The sequence below is a fragment of the Pseudomonas sp. PA-6-3C genome (assembly GCF_021605825.1).
Classification (GTDB): domain Bacteria; phylum Pseudomonadota; class Gammaproteobacteria; order Pseudomonadales; family Pseudomonadaceae; genus Aquipseudomonas; species Aquipseudomonas edaphica.
The window spans coordinates 1-16662 of sequence record NZ_WKDV01000022.1 but is presented as its reverse complement, the minus strand read 5'-3'; the positions used below and the strand labels follow the sequence as shown (position 1 = coordinate 16662).

At 62.8% G+C, this 16662-nt stretch carries 11 protein-coding genes and 1 pseudogene; all 12 read left to right on the top strand.

Annotated features, from left to right (window positions below):
- Positions 1-201 precede the first annotated feature (201 nt).
- Positions 202-1758 carry a glycogen synthase GlgA gene (gene glgA / locus GIW48_RS16050; RefSeq protein WP_169986213.1) on the top strand — a complete coding sequence of 519 codons (1557 nt, stop codon included), beginning with the start codon at positions 202-204 and terminating at the stop codon, positions 1756-1758.
- A 39-nt stretch (positions 1759-1797) separates the two neighbouring features.
- Entirely contained in the window at positions 1798-3543 is a 1746-nt protein-coding gene (gene treZ / locus GIW48_RS16045; protein WP_186616843.1) for a malto-oligosyltrehalose trehalohydrolase, read from the top strand.
- Positions 3540-5624: a 4-alpha-glucanotransferase gene (gene malQ, locus GIW48_RS16040; protein ID WP_099549667.1), complete on the top strand. Its 2085-nt coding sequence runs from the start codon at positions 3540-3542 to the stop codon at positions 5622-5624. The genes treZ and malQ overlap by 4 nt, the downstream gene beginning before the upstream one ends.
- Positions 5621-8377, top strand: a complete 2757-nt coding sequence (locus GIW48_RS16035) for a malto-oligosyltrehalose synthase (protein ID WP_236462508.1) — start codon at positions 5621-5623, stop codon at positions 8375-8377. Before malQ ends, GIW48_RS16035 begins: the two co-directional genes overlap by 4 nt.
- Before the next feature lie 24 nt (positions 8378-8401).
- Positions 8402-8671 carry a DUF2934 domain-containing protein gene (locus tag GIW48_RS16030; RefSeq protein ID WP_017138916.1) on the top strand — a complete coding sequence of 90 codons (270 nt, stop codon included), beginning with the start codon at positions 8402-8404 and terminating at the stop codon, positions 8669-8671.
- A gap of 124 nt (positions 8672-8795) precedes the next feature.
- Positions 8796-10955: a glycogen debranching protein GlgX gene (gene glgX / locus GIW48_RS16025; protein WP_017138917.1), complete on the top strand. Its 2160-nt coding sequence runs from the start codon at positions 8796-8798 to the stop codon at positions 10953-10955.
- 1 nt (position 10956) lies between these two features.
- Entirely contained in the window at positions 10957-11955 is a 999-nt protein-coding gene (locus GIW48_RS16020; protein ID WP_236462504.1) for an acyl-CoA dehydrogenase family protein, read from the top strand.
- Positions 11952-12710: a PIG-L deacetylase family protein gene (locus GIW48_RS16015; RefSeq protein WP_099549663.1), complete on the top strand. Its 759-nt coding sequence runs from the start codon at positions 11952-11954 to the stop codon at positions 12708-12710. Before GIW48_RS16020 ends, GIW48_RS16015 begins: the two co-directional genes overlap by 4 nt.
- A complete protein-coding gene (locus tag GIW48_RS16010) occupies positions 12707-13306 on the top strand; it encodes an SAM-dependent methyltransferase (protein ID WP_099549662.1) in 600 nt (199 codons plus the stop codon). The genes GIW48_RS16015 and GIW48_RS16010 overlap by 4 nt, the downstream gene beginning before the upstream one ends.
- A complete protein-coding gene (locus tag GIW48_RS16005) occupies positions 13303-13962 on the top strand; it encodes a glycosyltransferase (protein WP_170037617.1) in 660 nt (219 codons plus the stop codon). Before GIW48_RS16010 ends, GIW48_RS16005 begins: the two co-directional genes overlap by 4 nt.
- Positions 13963-14139: 177 nt before the next feature.
- The gene (locus tag GIW48_RS16000) at positions 14140-14901 is read left to right on the top strand and encodes a PIG-L deacetylase family protein (RefSeq protein ID WP_017138922.1); all 762 of its coding nucleotides are present in this window, start codon (positions 14140-14142) and stop codon (positions 14899-14901) included.
- A 244-nt stretch (positions 14902-15145) separates the two neighbouring features.
- A pseudogene (locus GIW48_RS15995) lies at positions 15146-16662 on the top strand (autotransporter outer membrane beta-barrel domain-containing protein); the annotation flags it as partial.

The window sequence follows — 16662 nt, the reverse complement described above, 5'->3', positions numbered from 1 at the left end:
TCTGCCGCAGGTCAAGTTTTTAAGGGAGACGAGCGCAGGCGCTTCAGCCGAACGCCCGTCCATCCACTCTTTTTTCGCAATGGGTGCAACTGGCATACGCCTTGCCAGCTTGTACTGTGCTTGTGCGCCTGGCCGCAGGATGTGGCCAATCGGAGCTGATGGCAGCGGGCCATCAGCCGACCAAACATGTAGGAGAGAACTATGATCAGTGCTGCAGTCGATACTCAGGGAGAGCGTTTTAGTCAGCCGGCAGGGGGACCGACTTCGTTGGCCGACCTGCCCAACACTGTGCGGCCGATCGTGAGTCAGAACCCTAATCGTAAGAAAGTCCTGTTTGTGACGTCCGAATTCGCCGACCTGGTGAAAACCGGCGGCCTGGGCGACGTCTCCGCTGCCCTGCCCCGCGCCATGGCGCACCTGCATGATGTGCGCGTGTTGATCCCGGGCTACCCGCAGGTAATGGAAAGTGACAACCCGATCCATATCATTGGCGAGCTGGGCGGGCACGCAGCGCTGCCGCCGTGCAAGATCGGGCGCATGGACCTCAAGGATGGCCTGGTCATCTATGTGCTGATCTGCCCCGAGCTCTACGAACGTGAAGGCACGCCCTACGGCGCCAACAACGGCCGCGACTGGCCGGACAACCATATCCGCTTCGCTCGCCTGGGCCTGGCCGCCGCCGACATGGCCGCCAACCTGGCGCAGATCCACTGGTGCCCGGACCTGGTGCACGCCCATGACTGGCCGGCTGGCCTGGCGCCGGCTTATATGCACTGGCGTGGGTCGCGCACCCCCACGCTGTTCACCATTCATAACCTCGCCTACCAGGGGGTGGTCAGCCTGGCGTCGACCCCGGAATTGGGCATTCCACCCCATGCCCTGCAACAGGAAGGCATGGAGTTCTACGGCAAGATGTCGTTCCTCAAGGCGGGCATGGCGTATTCCAGCCATATCACCACCGTGAGTGCGACCTACGCCCAGGAAATCACCACCCCGGAATTCGGCTGTGGCCTCGACGGCTTCCTCGCCAGCAAGACCCAGCAAGGCCTGCTCAGCGGGATTCCCAATGGCATCGACGAAAGCTGGGAAACCTCCACCGACACGCATCTGACCCATAACTTCAATATTGGCGACTGGGAAGGCAAGGCGGTGAACGCCGCCCATGTGCGCGAACTGTTCGGCCTGCACGAGTCCAGCGGCCCGCTGTTCGCGGTGGTATCACGGCTGGTGTACCAAAAAGGCCTGGACCTGACCGAAGCGGTCAGCAGCTTTATTGTCGAGAACGGTGGCCAGATCGCCATCATCGGCCGTGGCGAGCCGGAAGAAGAACACGCCATGCGCGAACTCGCCCTGCGCTTTCCTGGCCAGGTCGGGGTGCGCATCGGCTTCAACGAAACCGATGCACGGCGCATGTTCGCCGGCAGCGATTTCCTGCTGATGCCCTCGCGCTATGAGCCGTGTGGCTTGAGCCAGATGTACGCCCAGCGTTTCGGCTCGCTGCCGGTGGCGCGCAATACCGGCGGCTTGGCGGACACCATCGAAAATGGCGTCACCGGCTTCCTGTTCAATGAGTCCACTGTCGAGAGCTATAAAGAAGCACTGAGCCGCGCGTTCAGGGTGTTTGCCAATAAAGGCCTGCTTAACGCCATGCGCAGCCGCTCCATGACCCAACCGTTCAACTGGTGCCAGGCGGTGGAACCCTACGCCGAGCTATACGAGCAACTGGTGGCCAAGGCCCTGGGGAAACCCACGAAGTAATTTTTTGGTTGTTGTTTCAAAAAAGGGAGGTCTTCATAGATGCCGTCACGGACTCTGGAAACCTGGCCCCACGGCGCAATCATGCTGGACGCGCAACACACGCGTTTTGCCTTGTGGGCGCCAGACGCGTTTTATGTCAGCGTTGAATTGCAAGACGGCAAGTCCATCGCCATGCTGCCCCAGGCAGATGGCTGGTTCGAGGTAGAAACCGAGTGCCCGGCGGGCACTTGTTACCGCTACAACATTGATGGCGAACAGGACGTGCCGGACCCGGCATCCCGGGCCCAGGCACTCGACGTGCACGGCTGGAGCGTGGTCGTCGACCCCCTCGCCTATCAATGGCGACACAGCCAGTGGCAAGGTCGCCCTTGGCATGAGGCGGTGATCTACGAACTGCATGTGGGCGCACTGGGTGGCTATGCTGGCGTGCAAAAGCACCTGCCACGCCTGGCCGAACTGGGCGTGACCGCCATTGAACTGATGCCGCTGGCGCAATTTCCCGGCGAGCGCAATTGGGGCTACGACGGGGTGCTGCCCTACGCCCCGCAAGCCTCCTATGGCTCCCCCGAACAACTCAAGGCCCTGATCGACAGTGCCCACGAACACGGTTTGGCGGTGATCCTGGATGTGGTCTACAACCACTTCGGCCCCGATGGCAATTACCTGGGCCAGTACGCCCAAGGCTTCTTTGAAGAAGACGTGCACACGCCGTGGGGCGCCGGGATTGATTTTGATCGCCGTGAGGTGCGCGACTTTTTCCTCGACAACGCACTGATGTGGTTGCTCGAGTACCGCTTCGACGGCCTGCGCCTGGACGCGGTACACGCCATCGACAACCCCGGTTTCCTCAAGGAACTTGCGCAACGGGTACGCCAGCAGGTGGACACCGGCCGGCACGTATGGCTGGTGCTGGAAAACGAACTCAACCAGGCCCGCCTGCTCAAGCACGACTTTGATGCGCAGTGGAATGACGACTTCCATAACGTACTGCACGTACTGCTCACGGGCGAAACGGATGCGTATTACAGCGACTTCGCACAAGACCCCACCGAGAAGCTCGCGCGCTGCCTGGGCGAAGGTTTTATCTACCAAGGCCACACCACCCGTCACGGCCATGCGCGCGGCGAACCCAGTGGTGATCTGCCACCCAGCGCCTTCGTGGCGTTTTTGCAAAACCACGACCAGGTCGGCAACCGCGCCCTGGGCGAGCGCCTGCACCAACTGTGCTCGCCCCAGGCGTTGAAGGCGGCCACCACCTTACTGCTGATGTCGCCGATGATTCCGCTGATGTTTATGGGCGATGAAGTCAACGCCGAGCAGCCGTTCCTGTTTTTCACCGATCATCACGGTGAGCTGGCCGAAGCCGTGCGCGAGGGCCGACGCAACGAATTTGCCGATTTCGCCGCGTTTAAAGACCCTGAGCGGCGCGAACAGATCCCCGACCCGAATGCGCTGCCGACTTTCCTGCAGTCGGCGCCCCGCTTCACCGAGCACGAACACGCGCAGCTTTACCGTCAGCTGCTGAGCCTGCGCCATCGGCACATCGTGCCGCACTTGCCCGGCAGCGTGGCCCTGGGCGCGCAGGTACTGGCCGACGGCGCCGTCACCGCGCGCTGGCGCCTGGGCAACGGCAGCCTGTTGCAGATTGACCTGAACCTGGGTGCCACGCCGCTGGATCACCCGGCGCCGCCGCACCTGCTATTCGAGACGTCTGCCCATGAAGGCGCGCAACTGGCGCCGTTCAGCGCACGCGTCGCCTTATCCCCTGTTGGAGATCACCCTTGAGCGAAGCGAACCTGGAAATACTCGCCAGCCGCGCGGGCCTGGCCGTCGATTGGATCGACGCAAACGGCCGTCCGCAACATGTCGAACCCGCCGCCTTGCGTGCCGTCCTCAAAGGCCTGGGCCACCCGGCCGATACTGACGCCGAGATCAATGCCAGCCTGCTCGAAATGGAACGGGTGCAACAAGACAAGCACCTGCCACCGCTGATGACCGTGGACACCGGCGTGGGTCTGGACCTCGCGCATTACTTCGCCCCGGACACACCGTGCCGCGTCAGCCTGGAACAGGGCGAAACCCTGGAATTGCGCCTGGACGGCAATGCCGAACTGCCCGGCGTAATCGCGCTGGGTTATCACCAGGTGCATATCGACGACCAAACCTTCACCCTGGCCGTGGCCCCTACCCATTGCTACAGCGTCGCTGAAGCGGTCGACAGCCAACCGGCCCGCGCCTGGGGCCTGAGTGCGCAGCTGTATGCACTGCGCCGCCTGGGTGACGGCGGCTTCGGTGACACCCTGGCATTGGAGCACCTGGCCCGCAGCGCCGCCGAACGCGGCGCCGATGCCTTGGCCATCAGCCCGATGCATGCGATGTTCAGCGCCGACACCGAGCGCTACAGCCCCTACTCACCTTCCAGCCGCCTGTTCCTCAACAGCCTGTACGCCTCGCCCGCCTGCATCCTTGGCGAGCGCGAAGTGCGCAACGCCATCGAGGCACTGGACCTTACGGATGAGCTGCACGCCCTGGAACAGCTCACCTTGATCGACTGGCCCACCGCCGCCCGCGCCAAGCAGCGCCTGTTGCGTGCCTTGTATGAAGATTTCCGCCACGGCCAGCACCCGCAACACGCCGACTTCCTGAGCTTTCGCCAGGCCGGCGGCGAAGCCCTGGAGAACCACTGTCGCTTTGAAGCCGTGCAAGCCTTGCGTGCCGCCGCCGGTGAAGACCTCGACTGGCGCCACTGGCCCGAAGCATGGCGCTCGCCTCAGAGCCCGGCGCTGACGCAATTTGCCGCCGACCATACGAATGAGATCGGCTATTTTGCCTTCTGCCAATGGCTGATCGCACGCAGCCTGGAGCGCGCGCAACAAGCCGCGCGTGGCAGCGGCATGGGCATCGGCCTGATCGCAGACCTGGCGGTCGGTGCCGATGGCGGCGGCAGCCAGGCGTGGAGCCGGCAGGACGAGCTACTCGCCAACCTTACCGTCGGCGCGCCACCGGACATTCTCAACCGCGCGGGTCAAGGCTGGGGCATCTCGGCGTTTTCCCCTGAAGGTCTCAAGCGCAACGGCTTTCGCGCCTTTATCGAAATGCTGCGGGCCAACTTCGCCCACGCCGGCGGCCTGCGCATTGACCATGTGATGGGCCTGCAACGCCTGTGGGTCATCCCCATGGACGCTACGCCGCGCGAAGGCGCGTATTTGTACTACCCGGTGGATGACCTGCTGCGCCTGCTGGCGCTGGAATCCCACCGCCACCAGGCCATCGTGCTCGGTGAAGACCTGGGCACCGTGCCCGATGGCCTGCGCGAAAAACTCAGCGGCCGCTCGATCCTGGGCATGCGCGTCTTACTCTTTGAACAAAACCACGACGGCCACTTCAAGCCGATCCTCGACTGGCCGGACAACGCCCTGGCTACCACCAGCACCCACGACTTGCCAACCCTCAACGGCTGGTGGCACAGCCGCGATATCGAATGGAATATCCAGCTGGGCCTGATTGATGCGCCCACCGTGGAGCAATGGAGCGAACACCGCCTGCGCGAACGCCAGGCGCTGCGCCAGGCCTTGAGCCAGGACCCGCAGAACTTCGTCGATGAAATCCGCAATGACACCGACCACATGCTCGACGCCAGCGTGCGCTACCTGGGCCACACCCGCGCGCCGTTGGTGCTGTTGCCGCTGGAAGACGCGCTGGGCATCGAGGAACAAGCCAACCTGCCCGGCACCACCGACACCCACCCCAATTGGCGCCGCCGCCTGCCGGGTGAAGCCGCCAGCCTGCTCGACAACGACAGCGCCGCCCGCCGCCTGGAGCTGCTGGCCGTGGCGCGCAACCAGGCCCATGAGCGTGACCGATGAACGCATTACCCCTGCGCGCGACCCAGCGCCTGCAATTTCACAAAGGCTTCACCCTGGATGATGCCGTGCCCCTGGTGCCCTACTTCGCCCAACTGGGCATCAGCCACCTGTATGCCTCGCCGCTGCTGGCCGCCCGCGCCGGTTCCATGCACGGCTACGATGTGGTTGACCCGACCCGCGTCAACCCCGAACTTGGCGGCGAGCCGGCCTTGCACAGGCTGGTTGCGGCACTGCGTGAGCATGGGATGGGGCTGATCCTCGATATCGTCTCCAACCATATGGCCGTCGGCGGTGCAGACAACCCGTGGTGGCTGGACCTCTTGGAATGGGGCCGCCTGAGTCCCTACAGTGAGTTTTTCGATATCCAGTGGCACTCGCCGGACCCGCTGCTCAAGGGCCAATTGCTGATGCCGTTTCTGGGCAGCGACTACGGTGAAGCGCTGCAAAGCGGCAACCTGGCGCTCAAGTTCGATGCCGTGCAGGGCGGTTTTTACGTCGAGCATTACGAGCACCGCTTCCCGATTTGCCCGCGTGACTACGCCATGATTCTGGGCGGCGATGAATTGTTGAAGCCCCTGGCCGAGCGTTTCAGCGCCCTTGCCTACCAGGATGACGCCTACACCGAAGCCGGCTGGCTCAAACACGTGCTGGCCGAACGGGCCACCGAAGCCTCGGTGCTGCACGCCATCGAACGCCAGCTGGCCGAATTTGATGGGCGCCAGCCGGACGGCTTCAATCACTTGCACGCCTTGCTGGAACAACAGGTTTATCGGCTGGCCAGTTGGCGCACCGCAGCGGACGATATCAACTGGCGGCGCTTCTTCGACGTCAACGAACTCGGCGGCCTGCGCGTAGAACGCAGCGCCGTGTTCGAAGCCACCCACGGCAAGATTTTCGAGCTGATCAGCCAAGGGCTGGTGGACGGCTTGCGCATCGACCATATCGACGGGTTGGCTGACCCACGCGGGTATTGCCGCAAGTTGCGCAGGCGCGTGGACTCGCTCTCGCCAACGCGGCATTTGCCGATCTTTGTAGAAAAAATCCTCGGTGAAGGCGAAACCCTGCGCGAAGACTGGCAGGTGGATGGCACCACCGGCTATGAATTCATGAACCAGCTGTCGCTGTTGCAGCACGACCCGACAGGCTTTGCGCCGTTGGCGGAGCTGTGGACGCGCCACAGTGAACGGCCCGCCGCGTTTATCGAAGAAGCCTGGCTGGCCCGCCAGCAGATTCTCAACGGTTCCCTGGCCGGTGACTTCGAGAGTGTGGCCCAGGCCCTGCTGCAAGTGGCCCGCGACGACGTGATGACCCGCGACCTGACCCTGGGCGCAATCCGCCGTGCCTTGCAGGAGCTGATCGTGCACTTCCCGGTGTACCGCACTTATATCAGTGCCCGTGGGCGCAGTGCGCACGATGATGTGTTTTTCCTGCAAGCCTTGTCCGGTGCTCGCAGCACCTTGGGCGAAGGCGACTGGCCGGTGCTCGACCACCTGGAAAAATGGCTGGGCGGCCAGCCGTGGCGCAACCGCCCGGTCGGGCGTGAACGCAAGATGCTCAAGCATGCCTGCGTGCGCTTCCAGCAGCTCACGTCGCCGGCGGCGGCCAAGGCCGTGGAAGACACCGCCTTCTACCGCTCGGCGGTGCTACTGTCGCGTAACGATGTGGGCTTCAGCACCGAACAGTTCAGTGCACCGCTGGCGGACTTTCATGCGGCCAATCAACAGCGCCTGCAGACCTTCCCCGACAACCTGCTGGCCAACGCCACTCACGACCACAAGCGCGGCGAAGACACGCGAGCGCGCCTGGCGGTACTGAGTGAATGCGCACCTTGGTACGTCGAACAAGTCGAGCATTGGCGCCGCCTCGCCGCACCGTTGCGCGACGATGCACACAGCCCGTCGGCGGGCGATGAACTGATCCTTTACCAAGTGCTGCTCGGCAGTTGGCCGCTGGATAGCAACCCGGACATGCAGGGTTACCAGCAACGCCTGTGGCAATGGCAGCAAAAAGCCCTGCGCGAAGCCAAGTTGCAAAGCAGTTGGAGCGCGCCCAACGAAGCCTATGAACAGGCGGTCGATGCCTTCCTGTCACGCCTGTTGCTCAGCGATGCCGGCACCCCGTTACGCAACGCCATCGGCAGCGCCGCCCAGGCCATCGCCCCGGCGGGCGCACTGAACGGCCTGGCGCAATCCTTGCTTCGTATCACCGTGCCGGGTGTACCGGATTTGTACCAGGGCGATGAGTTCTGGGACTTCAGCCTGGTAGACCCGGACAACCGCCGCCCGGTGGATTTCAACGCACGGCAACAGGCGTTGAACACACCGCCGGACGTCGGCGAGCTGTTGTCCCATTGGCGCGACGGGCGTATCAAACAGGCGCTGATTGCCCAGGTGCTGGCCGTGCGCAAGGCCAACGCCGAACGCTTCCAACGCGGCAGCTACACGCCGCTGGAAGTGGTAGGCAAACACGCCGATCACGTCGTCGCATTTTGCCGCACGTATCAAGGCAAACACCTGCTGGTGGTGGTGCCACGCTGGCCCCATCGCCTGCTGGAAAACGGTGAACAACCCCATATCAATGCGCAGGTTTGGGGCGATACGCGGGTGAAATTACCGTTCGCCACCACAACACAAAACTGGAAGGGACTTTTTCATACAGGCGCAGTCACACCAAACAAGGAGCTGTTGATCAGCGCTGCCCTGGGGGATTTCCCGGTCAATGTCTTTATCAATCCCGATGATCAAGAAAGCTGAAAATTTTCTGTGAGGAGTATTGTGATGAGTACTGAAGACAAACGCATACGCGAGTTGGCGCATCAGATCTGGGAATCCGAAGGCAAGCCCCACGGTGAAGATGCACGCCACTGGGAGATGGCGCGTAAATTAGCCGAAGCCGAAGCGCTGACCCCAAGCAAACCCAAAGCTGCGGCCAAACCCAAGACCGCTCCCAAGCCTGCGCCAAAAGCCAAGCCGCCGGCCCCGGCGGCCAGCAAGCCCGCACCGCCAGCGGCCAAAAAGCCTGCGGCGCCGAAAAAGCCCAAGCCTTAACAGCCCACGCGCCTCCTGCCGACACTGTCGCCAGGAGGCCCTTTTTACTTTTCAGTGCGCCAGCTGAGCAACCGTCGGCACGGTAGCGCTTGGCCCGAAAAAAGACCCTTGCAGGAGCAATTTAATGAGCAAACCCGATAACAACCCAGCCACGCCGGAAAACGAGCCGTCGCGGATTCGTGAAGGTTTGCCCTTCCCTCTAGGCGCCACCTGGGATGGCCTGGGTGTCAACTTTGCGCTGTTCTCAGCCAATGCCACCAAGGTCGAGCTGTGCCTGTTCGATGATACCGGCGAGGTCGAGCTTGAACGTATCGAACTGCCCGAATACACCGACGAAATCTTCCACGGCTACCTGCCCGACGCCCATCCCGGGCTGATTTACGGCTACCGCGTGTACGGTGCGTATGACCCGGCCAATGGTCACCGCTTCAACCACAACAAATTGCTGATCGACCCGTATGCCAAACAGCTGGTGGGTGAACTCAAATGGTCCGAGGCGCTGTTCGGCTACACCATCGGCCACCCGGATGACGATCTCAGTTTTGACGAACGTGACAGCGCGCCCTTTGTGCCCAAGTGCAAGGTCATCGACCCTGCGCACACCTGGGGCAACGACCAGCCGGTACGGGTGCCATGGGACCGCACGATCATCTACGAAACCCACCTGCGTGGCATCAGCATGCGCCACCCTTCGGTGGGCGAGTCGGTGCGCGGCACCTGTGCCGGGCTGATGGAAGATGACGTGCTCAAACATATTCGCCAGCTCGGCGTGTCATCCGTCGAACTGCTGCCGGTGCATGCCTTCGTCAACGACCAGCACCTGCTGCAAAAAGGCATGACCAACTATTGGGGCTACAACAGCATCGCGTTCTTTGCGCCTGACCCGCGTTACCTGGCCAGCGGCAAGATCGCCGAGTTCAAGGAGATGGTCGCGCACCTGCATGAGCAGAAGCTCGAGGTGATCCTCGATGTGGTCTACAACCATACCGCCGAGGGCAACGAGCGCGGCCCTACCCTGTCGATGCGCGGCATCGACAACGCCTCGTACTACCGGCTGATGCCCGACGACAAGCGCTTCTACATCAACGATTCCGGCACCGGCAATACCCTGGACTTGAGCCACCCCTGCGTGCTGCAAATGGTCACCGACTCCCTGCGCTACTGGGCCACCGAAATGCACGTGGACGGCTTCCGCTTTGACCTGGCGACCATTCTGGGGCGCTACCGCGACGGTTTCGACGAGCGCCACAGCTTCCTTGTGGCCTGCCGCCAGGACCCGGTGCTGCGCCAGCTGAAAATGATTGCCGAACCCTGGGACTGTGGCCCCGGCGGCTACCAAGTGGGCAACTTCCCACCCGGCTGGGTGGAATGGAACGACCGCTTCCGCGACACCGTGCGCGCCTTCTGGAAAGGCGATGACGGCCAGTTGGCGGACTTTGCCGGGCGCATGACCGCCTCGGGCGAGATGTTCAACCACCGTGGGCGCAGGCCTTACAGTTCGGTGAACTTCATCACTGCCCACGATGGTTTCACCCTGCACGATCTGGTGTCGTACAACGACAAGCACAACGAGGCCAACGACGAAAACAACCAGGACGGCAGCAACAACAACCTGTCCTGGAACCACGGCGTCGAAGGCCCCACCGAAGACCCGGAAATCAACGCCCTGCGCCTGCGCCAGATGCGCAATTTCTTCGCCACGCTGCTGCTGGCCCAAGGCACACCGATGATCGTGGCCGGTGACGAGTTCGCGCGCACCCAGCACGGCAACAACAATGCCTATTGCCAGGACAGCGAGATCGGCTGGGTCAACTGGGACCTGGACGACGACGGCAAGGCACTGCTCAAGTTCGTCAAACGCCTGATCAAATTGCGCCTGGCCTACCCGATTCTGCGCCGTGGGCGTTTCCTGGTGGGCGACTACAACGAAGACCTCGGCGTAAAAGACGTCACCTGGCTGGCGCCGGATGGCAACGAGATGAGCACCGAACAGTGGCAAGACAGCCATGGCCGCTGCCTGGGCATGCTGATGGACGGCCGCGCCCAGGAAACCGGGATTCGTCGCGCTGGGGGTGATGCGACCTTGCTTCTGGTGGTCAACGCCCACCACGACATGGTGAATTTCCGCCTGCCGCCAGTGCCCCAGGGTGAATTCTGGACCTGCATGCTCGATACCAACGCCCCCGCAGTGCGCGGTCAGGAGCGTTTTGACTTCGAGCACGAGTACGCGGTGACCGGACGCTCACTGCTGCTGTTCGAATTGCAACGCGACGACGAGGTGTGAGATGGCTCTGCATGGATTCCTTCAAGGCAACCGCAGCTACGCCGACACGCAGGCGCTGGGCGTTGCACTGAAGGCGCTTCAGGAAGAAGGCCTGGACCAACTGCCATTACCTGGCAGCGGCCAGACGTTGGAACGCTTCAGCCGGCTGGCGCAGGTGGCAGGTCATGACCTGCGCCTGTGCAAGCTGTTCGAAGGTCACACCGACGCCCTGGCGATTATCGCCGAGCTCGACAGCCCCTTGCCGCCCGTGGGCAGTGTTTGGGGCATGTGGGCCGCCGAACCGCCGACGGCCAAGGTACGCGTACGCCGCGACGGCCAGCGCTTGATCGTCGATGGGCGTAAAGCCTGGTGTTCCGGCGCAGCGGTGGTCAGCCATGGCTTGCTGACCGCCTGGGACGAAAACGACCGCCAACAGTTGGTGGCGGTCGAGATGGACCAGCCCGGCGTCACCGTCACCCACGAAGGCTGGAAAGCCGTGGGCATGGCGGCCACCGGCAGTGTCGAAATCATCTTTGATGAGGCCCGCGGCATCGCAGTTGGCGAGCCGGGCGACTACCTGTCACGGCCTGGCTTCTGGCACGGCGGCGTCGGTATCGCCGCGTGCTGGTATGGCGGTGCGCAACGTCTGGCTGAGGTGCTGCGTGCGCATTGCAGCCAGCGTCCCGAACAGCATGCGCTGGCGCACTTGGGCGCGGTCGACAGCGTGCTCAACAGCGCCGCCTGTGTACTGCGCGACGGTGCTGAGCAGATTGACCGCCACCCTCGCGCCAATGCGCGGCAACTGGCCCAACAGGCACGGGCGTGCGTCGAGGATACCGTCGAGCAGGTCATTCATCACGTCGGGCGCGCGGTGGGTGCCGGGCCTTACTGCAAAGATCCGCATTTCGCCCAATTGATGGCGGACTTACCCGTATATGTACGTCAAAGCCACGCCGAGCGTGACCTGGCGGCGCTGGGAAAGCTGGTTGCGGACGACCCCACAGGTAGGTGGCTGTTATGAAACTCAACCCGATCGTTGGCCAGGGCACGCCGTTGCATCAATGGCAGGGTTCAGCCCATATGGCCCAATTGCCGCAAATCAGTGTCGAGCAGTTGGTGCCTGCGGGGCATCGCGCCGTTATTATTGCTCCGCACCCGGACGACGAAGTGCTGGGCTGCGGCGGCCTGCTGCAAGGCCTGGCCTTGCTGGACCGGCAGATCCAACTGATTTCCGTCACCGACGGCAGCGCCAGCCACCCAGGCTCCAGGCGCTGGCCGGTCGAGCGCTTGAGCATCGTGCGCCCGCAGGAGTCGGCCCAGGCCCTGCACCGTCTCGGCCTGCCATTGCACAGTTTGCAGTGGCTGCGCGCAGGCTTTGCCGACAGCCAGGTGGCGGCCCGTGAAGATGAGTTGAGCGCGTTCATAGAGCGGTATCTCAAGCCCACCGATGTGGTGTTCACCACCTGGCGCGAAGACGGGCATTGCGACCATGAAGCCGTTGGCCGCGCCAGCGCCAAAGCGGCGCAGGCGGTAGGTGCGACCCTGTACGAACTGCCCGTTTGGACCTGGCATTGGGCAACGCCCGAAGACAGCCAGGTGCCATGGCAACGAGCGCGCAAAATCGTGCTGACACCTGAAGCGGTGGCGCGCAAACGGCATGCCATTCACGCCTTTGCCAGCCAACTTGAAGGCGACCCGCAAGTGGGTCTGGCACCGGTGCTGGCACCCTATGTGGTGGAGCGTTTGCTGCAACCTTTTGAAGTGGTGTTTGTATGAGTGTGGCCACACCCTATTTTGATCAACTGTTCGCCGGTAATGACGACCCTTGGGCCTTTCGCCAGCGCTGGTACGAACAGCGTAAACGCGCACTCACCCTGGCGGTGCTGACACGGCCCCGCTATCGCTCGATTTTTGAACCCGGCTGCGCCAACGGCGAGCTGAGTGCCGAATTGGCGCCGCGCTGCGAGCGCCTGGTGTGTTGCGACACGGCCGCCGCTGCCGTGGCGCTGGCGCAAACCCGATTGCGGGGGTTCAGCCACGCCCAGGTTCATCAAAGCCGTTTGCCTGAGGAATGGCCGCCCGGCCAGTTCGAACTGATTGTGTTGAGCGAACTCTGCTACTACCTCGATGCCGAGGATTTACAGCGCTTGATCGACTGTGCCCTCAACGCACTGACCGACAACGGCCAACTGCTCGCGTGCCACTGGCGCCCGCGCATCGATGGCTGCCCGCAAACGGCCGAACAGGTGCACGAAATGCTCGCGCAACGCCTGGGCATGGCCCACCTCGTCCAGCATCACGACAGTGACTTTCTACTCGACCTGTGGAGCCGTGACGGCACCTCGGTCGCCACCCATGAGGGCTTGCGATGATCGGCATTCTGATCCCGGTGCATAACGAAGAAGCGCTGCTGGGCGAGTGCCTCAAAGCCGCGATGATTGCCGCCAGCCACCCTGATTTGCTGGGTGAGCCTGTGCAGATCCTGGCCGTGCTCGACAGCTGCAGCGATGGCAGTGCGGCGATTGCCCAGGCGTATCCGGTGCAGTGTTTACACGTGCAGGCACGTAACGTCGGGCAGGTGCGCGGAGTGGGTGCGCGGCACTTGTTAAACCAGGGCGCGCGCTGGATTTCGTGCACCGACGCCGACAGCCGTGTCGCCCCCGACTGGTTGGTGGCGCAACTGGCCTTGGGCGCCGATGCTGTGTGCGGCACAGTGACGGTGGACGACTGGAGCGAAGGCTTCTGCGTGGCAGCCCAAATCCGCTACACCCAAGCCTATGAGGCTCGCGACGGCCATCGCCATATTCACGGTGCCAACCTGGGCGTGAGTGCCGGGGCGTATGTGCAGTCCGGCGGATTCGAACCGTTGGCCTGCCACGAAGATGTGCAACTGGTGCGCAACCTGGAGCGCTGCGGCGCTTCAATCGCCTGGAGTCATACGCCACAGGTAATTACCAGCGCACGCCTGGACTGCCGTGCCCAAGGCGGTTTTGGTGATTACTTGAAGAGTTTGATGCAGGCCACCTGAATATTTCGACCCTGCACGATGTAAAAACGCCGAATCCTTGACTATGCTGAAATCGCCTTGCTGGTCATCCAGGGTTGGATGGCCGCAGTTCATCGCAGCGGAGCCTGTGCTGAGTACAAAAGCGTCGTCCCGTCAACGGGGTACGACCCGGCATCATTCGACAAGGACGTGACACCGATGAAATCTGCCTCATTAAGTGAGGGCCGTCGCGGCCCTGCGCAAATCTGGAACAGTGCGCCACAGTTGGCGCAAATCCCCTTTATCAAGCCCTCCTCCCTGGTGCCACGCGGCGCGCGCGTGGTGGTCATCGCGCCTCACCCCGGCGATGAGGTGTTGGCGTGTGGCGGATTATTGCAACTGCTCAGCACCCTCGACCACCCACTGCAACTGATCTCGATCACCGATGGCAGCGCCAGCCACCCAGGCTCGAATGCCTGGCCGGCAAGCCGCCTGAGTGTGATCCGCCCGCAGGAAAGCGCTGAAGCGCTGCGGCGCCTGGGGATGCCGCTGCACAGCCTTAAGTGGATTCGCGGCGGCTTTTGCGACGACGCCCTGGCCGCCCGCGAGCAGCCCATGAGCCAGTTCATTGCGCGCTATCTGCAACCGGGCGACGTGGTGTTTACCACTTGGCGCCACGACGGCAAGGACGACCATGACGCCGTCGGCCGAGCCAGCGCCAAAGCCTGCCAGCTCACCGGCGCGCGCCTGTATGAACTGCCGATATGGGCCTGGCATTGGCCGCTGCGTGAAGGCTCGGTGATCCCCTGGCATCGCGCGCGCAAGGTGCGCCTGGACAGTTGGAGCGTTGCGCGCAAGCTTCACGCCGCCCATGCGTATGCCAGCCAATTGGTCGGCGACCCGGAGATCGGCCTGGCGCCCATGCTTGCCCAGGAGTTGCTGGAGCGGATGCGTGAGCCCTATGAGATCGTGTTTGCCTAGGCCAGCACTCGCCTGTACCTGTCAGTTCTCACAGTAGCACCCGGCTCACTCTGCGACTAAGGTGCAAAAAGCCTGCACAGCTTGATGTGCAGTCGAGAAAGCCATGCCAACCCCTTGCATTCGCCGGTGTTTTCGTAGAACAGGCAACCCGTCGTGCCTGCTCCGTATCGCGCTCTACCTTCCCATGGCTTGAACCGCACCTGATTGCTCAGGTGCGGGAACTTCCTTCGGACAAGGAGCCGTCATGCGCACACTGCCAGTTTTTCTGACTTACCTGGGTATCACGTTGATGGCGGTGTGGCCGCTGCCGTCGCTTGGCGCCTGCACGATCAACATTACCGCCGGCAATGACACCTCGACCTGCAACAGCGGCGCCGCGCCGGGCTTTACCGACACCGCCGGCAACAACACGCTGAACCTCAGCGGCAGCGGCTCCCTCAACGGTGATGTCACCTTGGGGGCCGGCAACGATCTGGTTGACATCAACGGTGCGACAGCGGCAATCAATGGGATGCTGCACCAGGGCGACGGTGCGAATACGTTTCGTCTGACGCTGGGCGCGGTCACGGGGTCCATTACCCAGGGCGATGGTGTGGATCTGGTGCAGATCAACGGTGGGCACGCGGGGGCGATCATCCAGGGCGGGGGCATTGACAGTTTTGTCATGCGCGATGGCACTGTCGAGTCACTGGCCCAAGGCGACGGCCATGACACATTCGTTATGAGTGGTGGCACCATCAAGGGCGCCTTTGAAGACGGCGATCAAGCATTGATGACCGGCGGCACCATCGGCCGGGTCGACATGAAACTCGATAACAACGTCTTCGATATGCGCGGCGGCACCATCGTCGGCAACCTTGTCACAGGGCTTGGCAGGGACACCATTCTCGTCTCGGGCACCAGCACCATCGGCGGCAACATCAGCACCAGCGCCGGCGTGGATTTGATCCAGGTCAGCGGTGGCAGGGTCAACGGCCAAATCCTCACGAGCTTCGGCGCCGATCAGTTCATTTGGACCGACGGGGGAACAATCAACGGGGCAATTCTCATGGGTGCCGATGATGATTCTGCCCTGCTGAAAAACCTCCGCGAAACCTTGCTGGCCGCCACCCCCCAACTGGACGGCGGCGCGGGTAACGACACCCTCACCTTTGACGCAACGCAAACCAGCGTCCCGAGCCGCTACACCGGCTGGGAGCGGGTGTCTATGGTCAATGGGTCGGCCCTGACACTCGGTGGCACATTCGTATTGGGAGGCAGCGATACCGGTACCGGCGCAATGAGCATTGATGCAACGAGCAGATTGATCGTCACAACGGGCACTCTCGCGCCCTTCACGTCCGGACAATTGGCAACCTTGAACAACGCCGGTCTGATCGATATGAGTACCGACAGTTCCAGCACGACCGACAGCTTGACGGTCAACGGCAATTACATCGGCACGGGCGGTCGGCTGGCGCTGCAAACGATGTTGGGCGCGGATAACTCACCCAGCGACAAACTGGTGGTCAGCCAAGGCACCCTGCTGGGCGCCACGGCGATCAGCATCACCAACCTGGGCGGTGCAGGTGCGCTGACCGTGAAGGATGGCATTGAGGTGGTACAGGCAACCCAGGGCGCAACCAGCAGCGTCGGTGCGTTCTCGCTGGCTGGCCCCGTGTCTGCTGGTGCGTTTGACTATCACTTGTTCAGAGGGGGCGTGACCGCGGGTACGGAACAGAATTACTACCTGCGCTCCACCGTGCCGGCGCAGCCCACGCC

Coding starts and splice junctions, on each gene's coding strand:
- glgX (WP_017138917.1), top strand. CDS start 8,796: ATGAGCAAACCCGATAACAACCCAGCCACGCCGGAAAACGAGCCGTCG.
- glgA (WP_169986213.1), top strand. CDS start 202: ATGATCAGTGCTGCAGTCGATACTCAGGGAGAGCGTTTTAGTCAGCCG.
- GIW48_RS16015 (WP_099549663.1), top strand. CDS start 11,952: ATGAAACTCAACCCGATCGTTGGCCAGGGCACGCCGTTGCATCAATGG.
- GIW48_RS16035 (WP_236462508.1), top strand. CDS start 5,621: ATGAACGCATTACCCCTGCGCGCGACCCAGCGCCTGCAATTTCACAAA.
- GIW48_RS16030 (WP_017138916.1), top strand. CDS start 8,402: ATGAGTACTGAAGACAAACGCATACGCGAGTTGGCGCATCAGATCTGG.
- GIW48_RS16010 (WP_099549662.1), top strand. CDS start 12,707: ATGAGTGTGGCCACACCCTATTTTGATCAACTGTTCGCCGGTAATGAC.
- GIW48_RS16020 (WP_236462504.1), top strand. CDS start 10,957: ATGGCTCTGCATGGATTCCTTCAAGGCAACCGCAGCTACGCCGACACG.
- treZ (WP_186616843.1), top strand. CDS start 1,798: ATGCCGTCACGGACTCTGGAAACCTGGCCCCACGGCGCAATCATGCTG.
- GIW48_RS16005 (WP_170037617.1), top strand. CDS start 13,303: ATGATCGGCATTCTGATCCCGGTGCATAACGAAGAAGCGCTGCTGGGC.
- GIW48_RS16000 (WP_017138922.1), top strand. CDS start 14,140: ATGAAATCTGCCTCATTAAGTGAGGGCCGTCGCGGCCCTGCGCAAATC.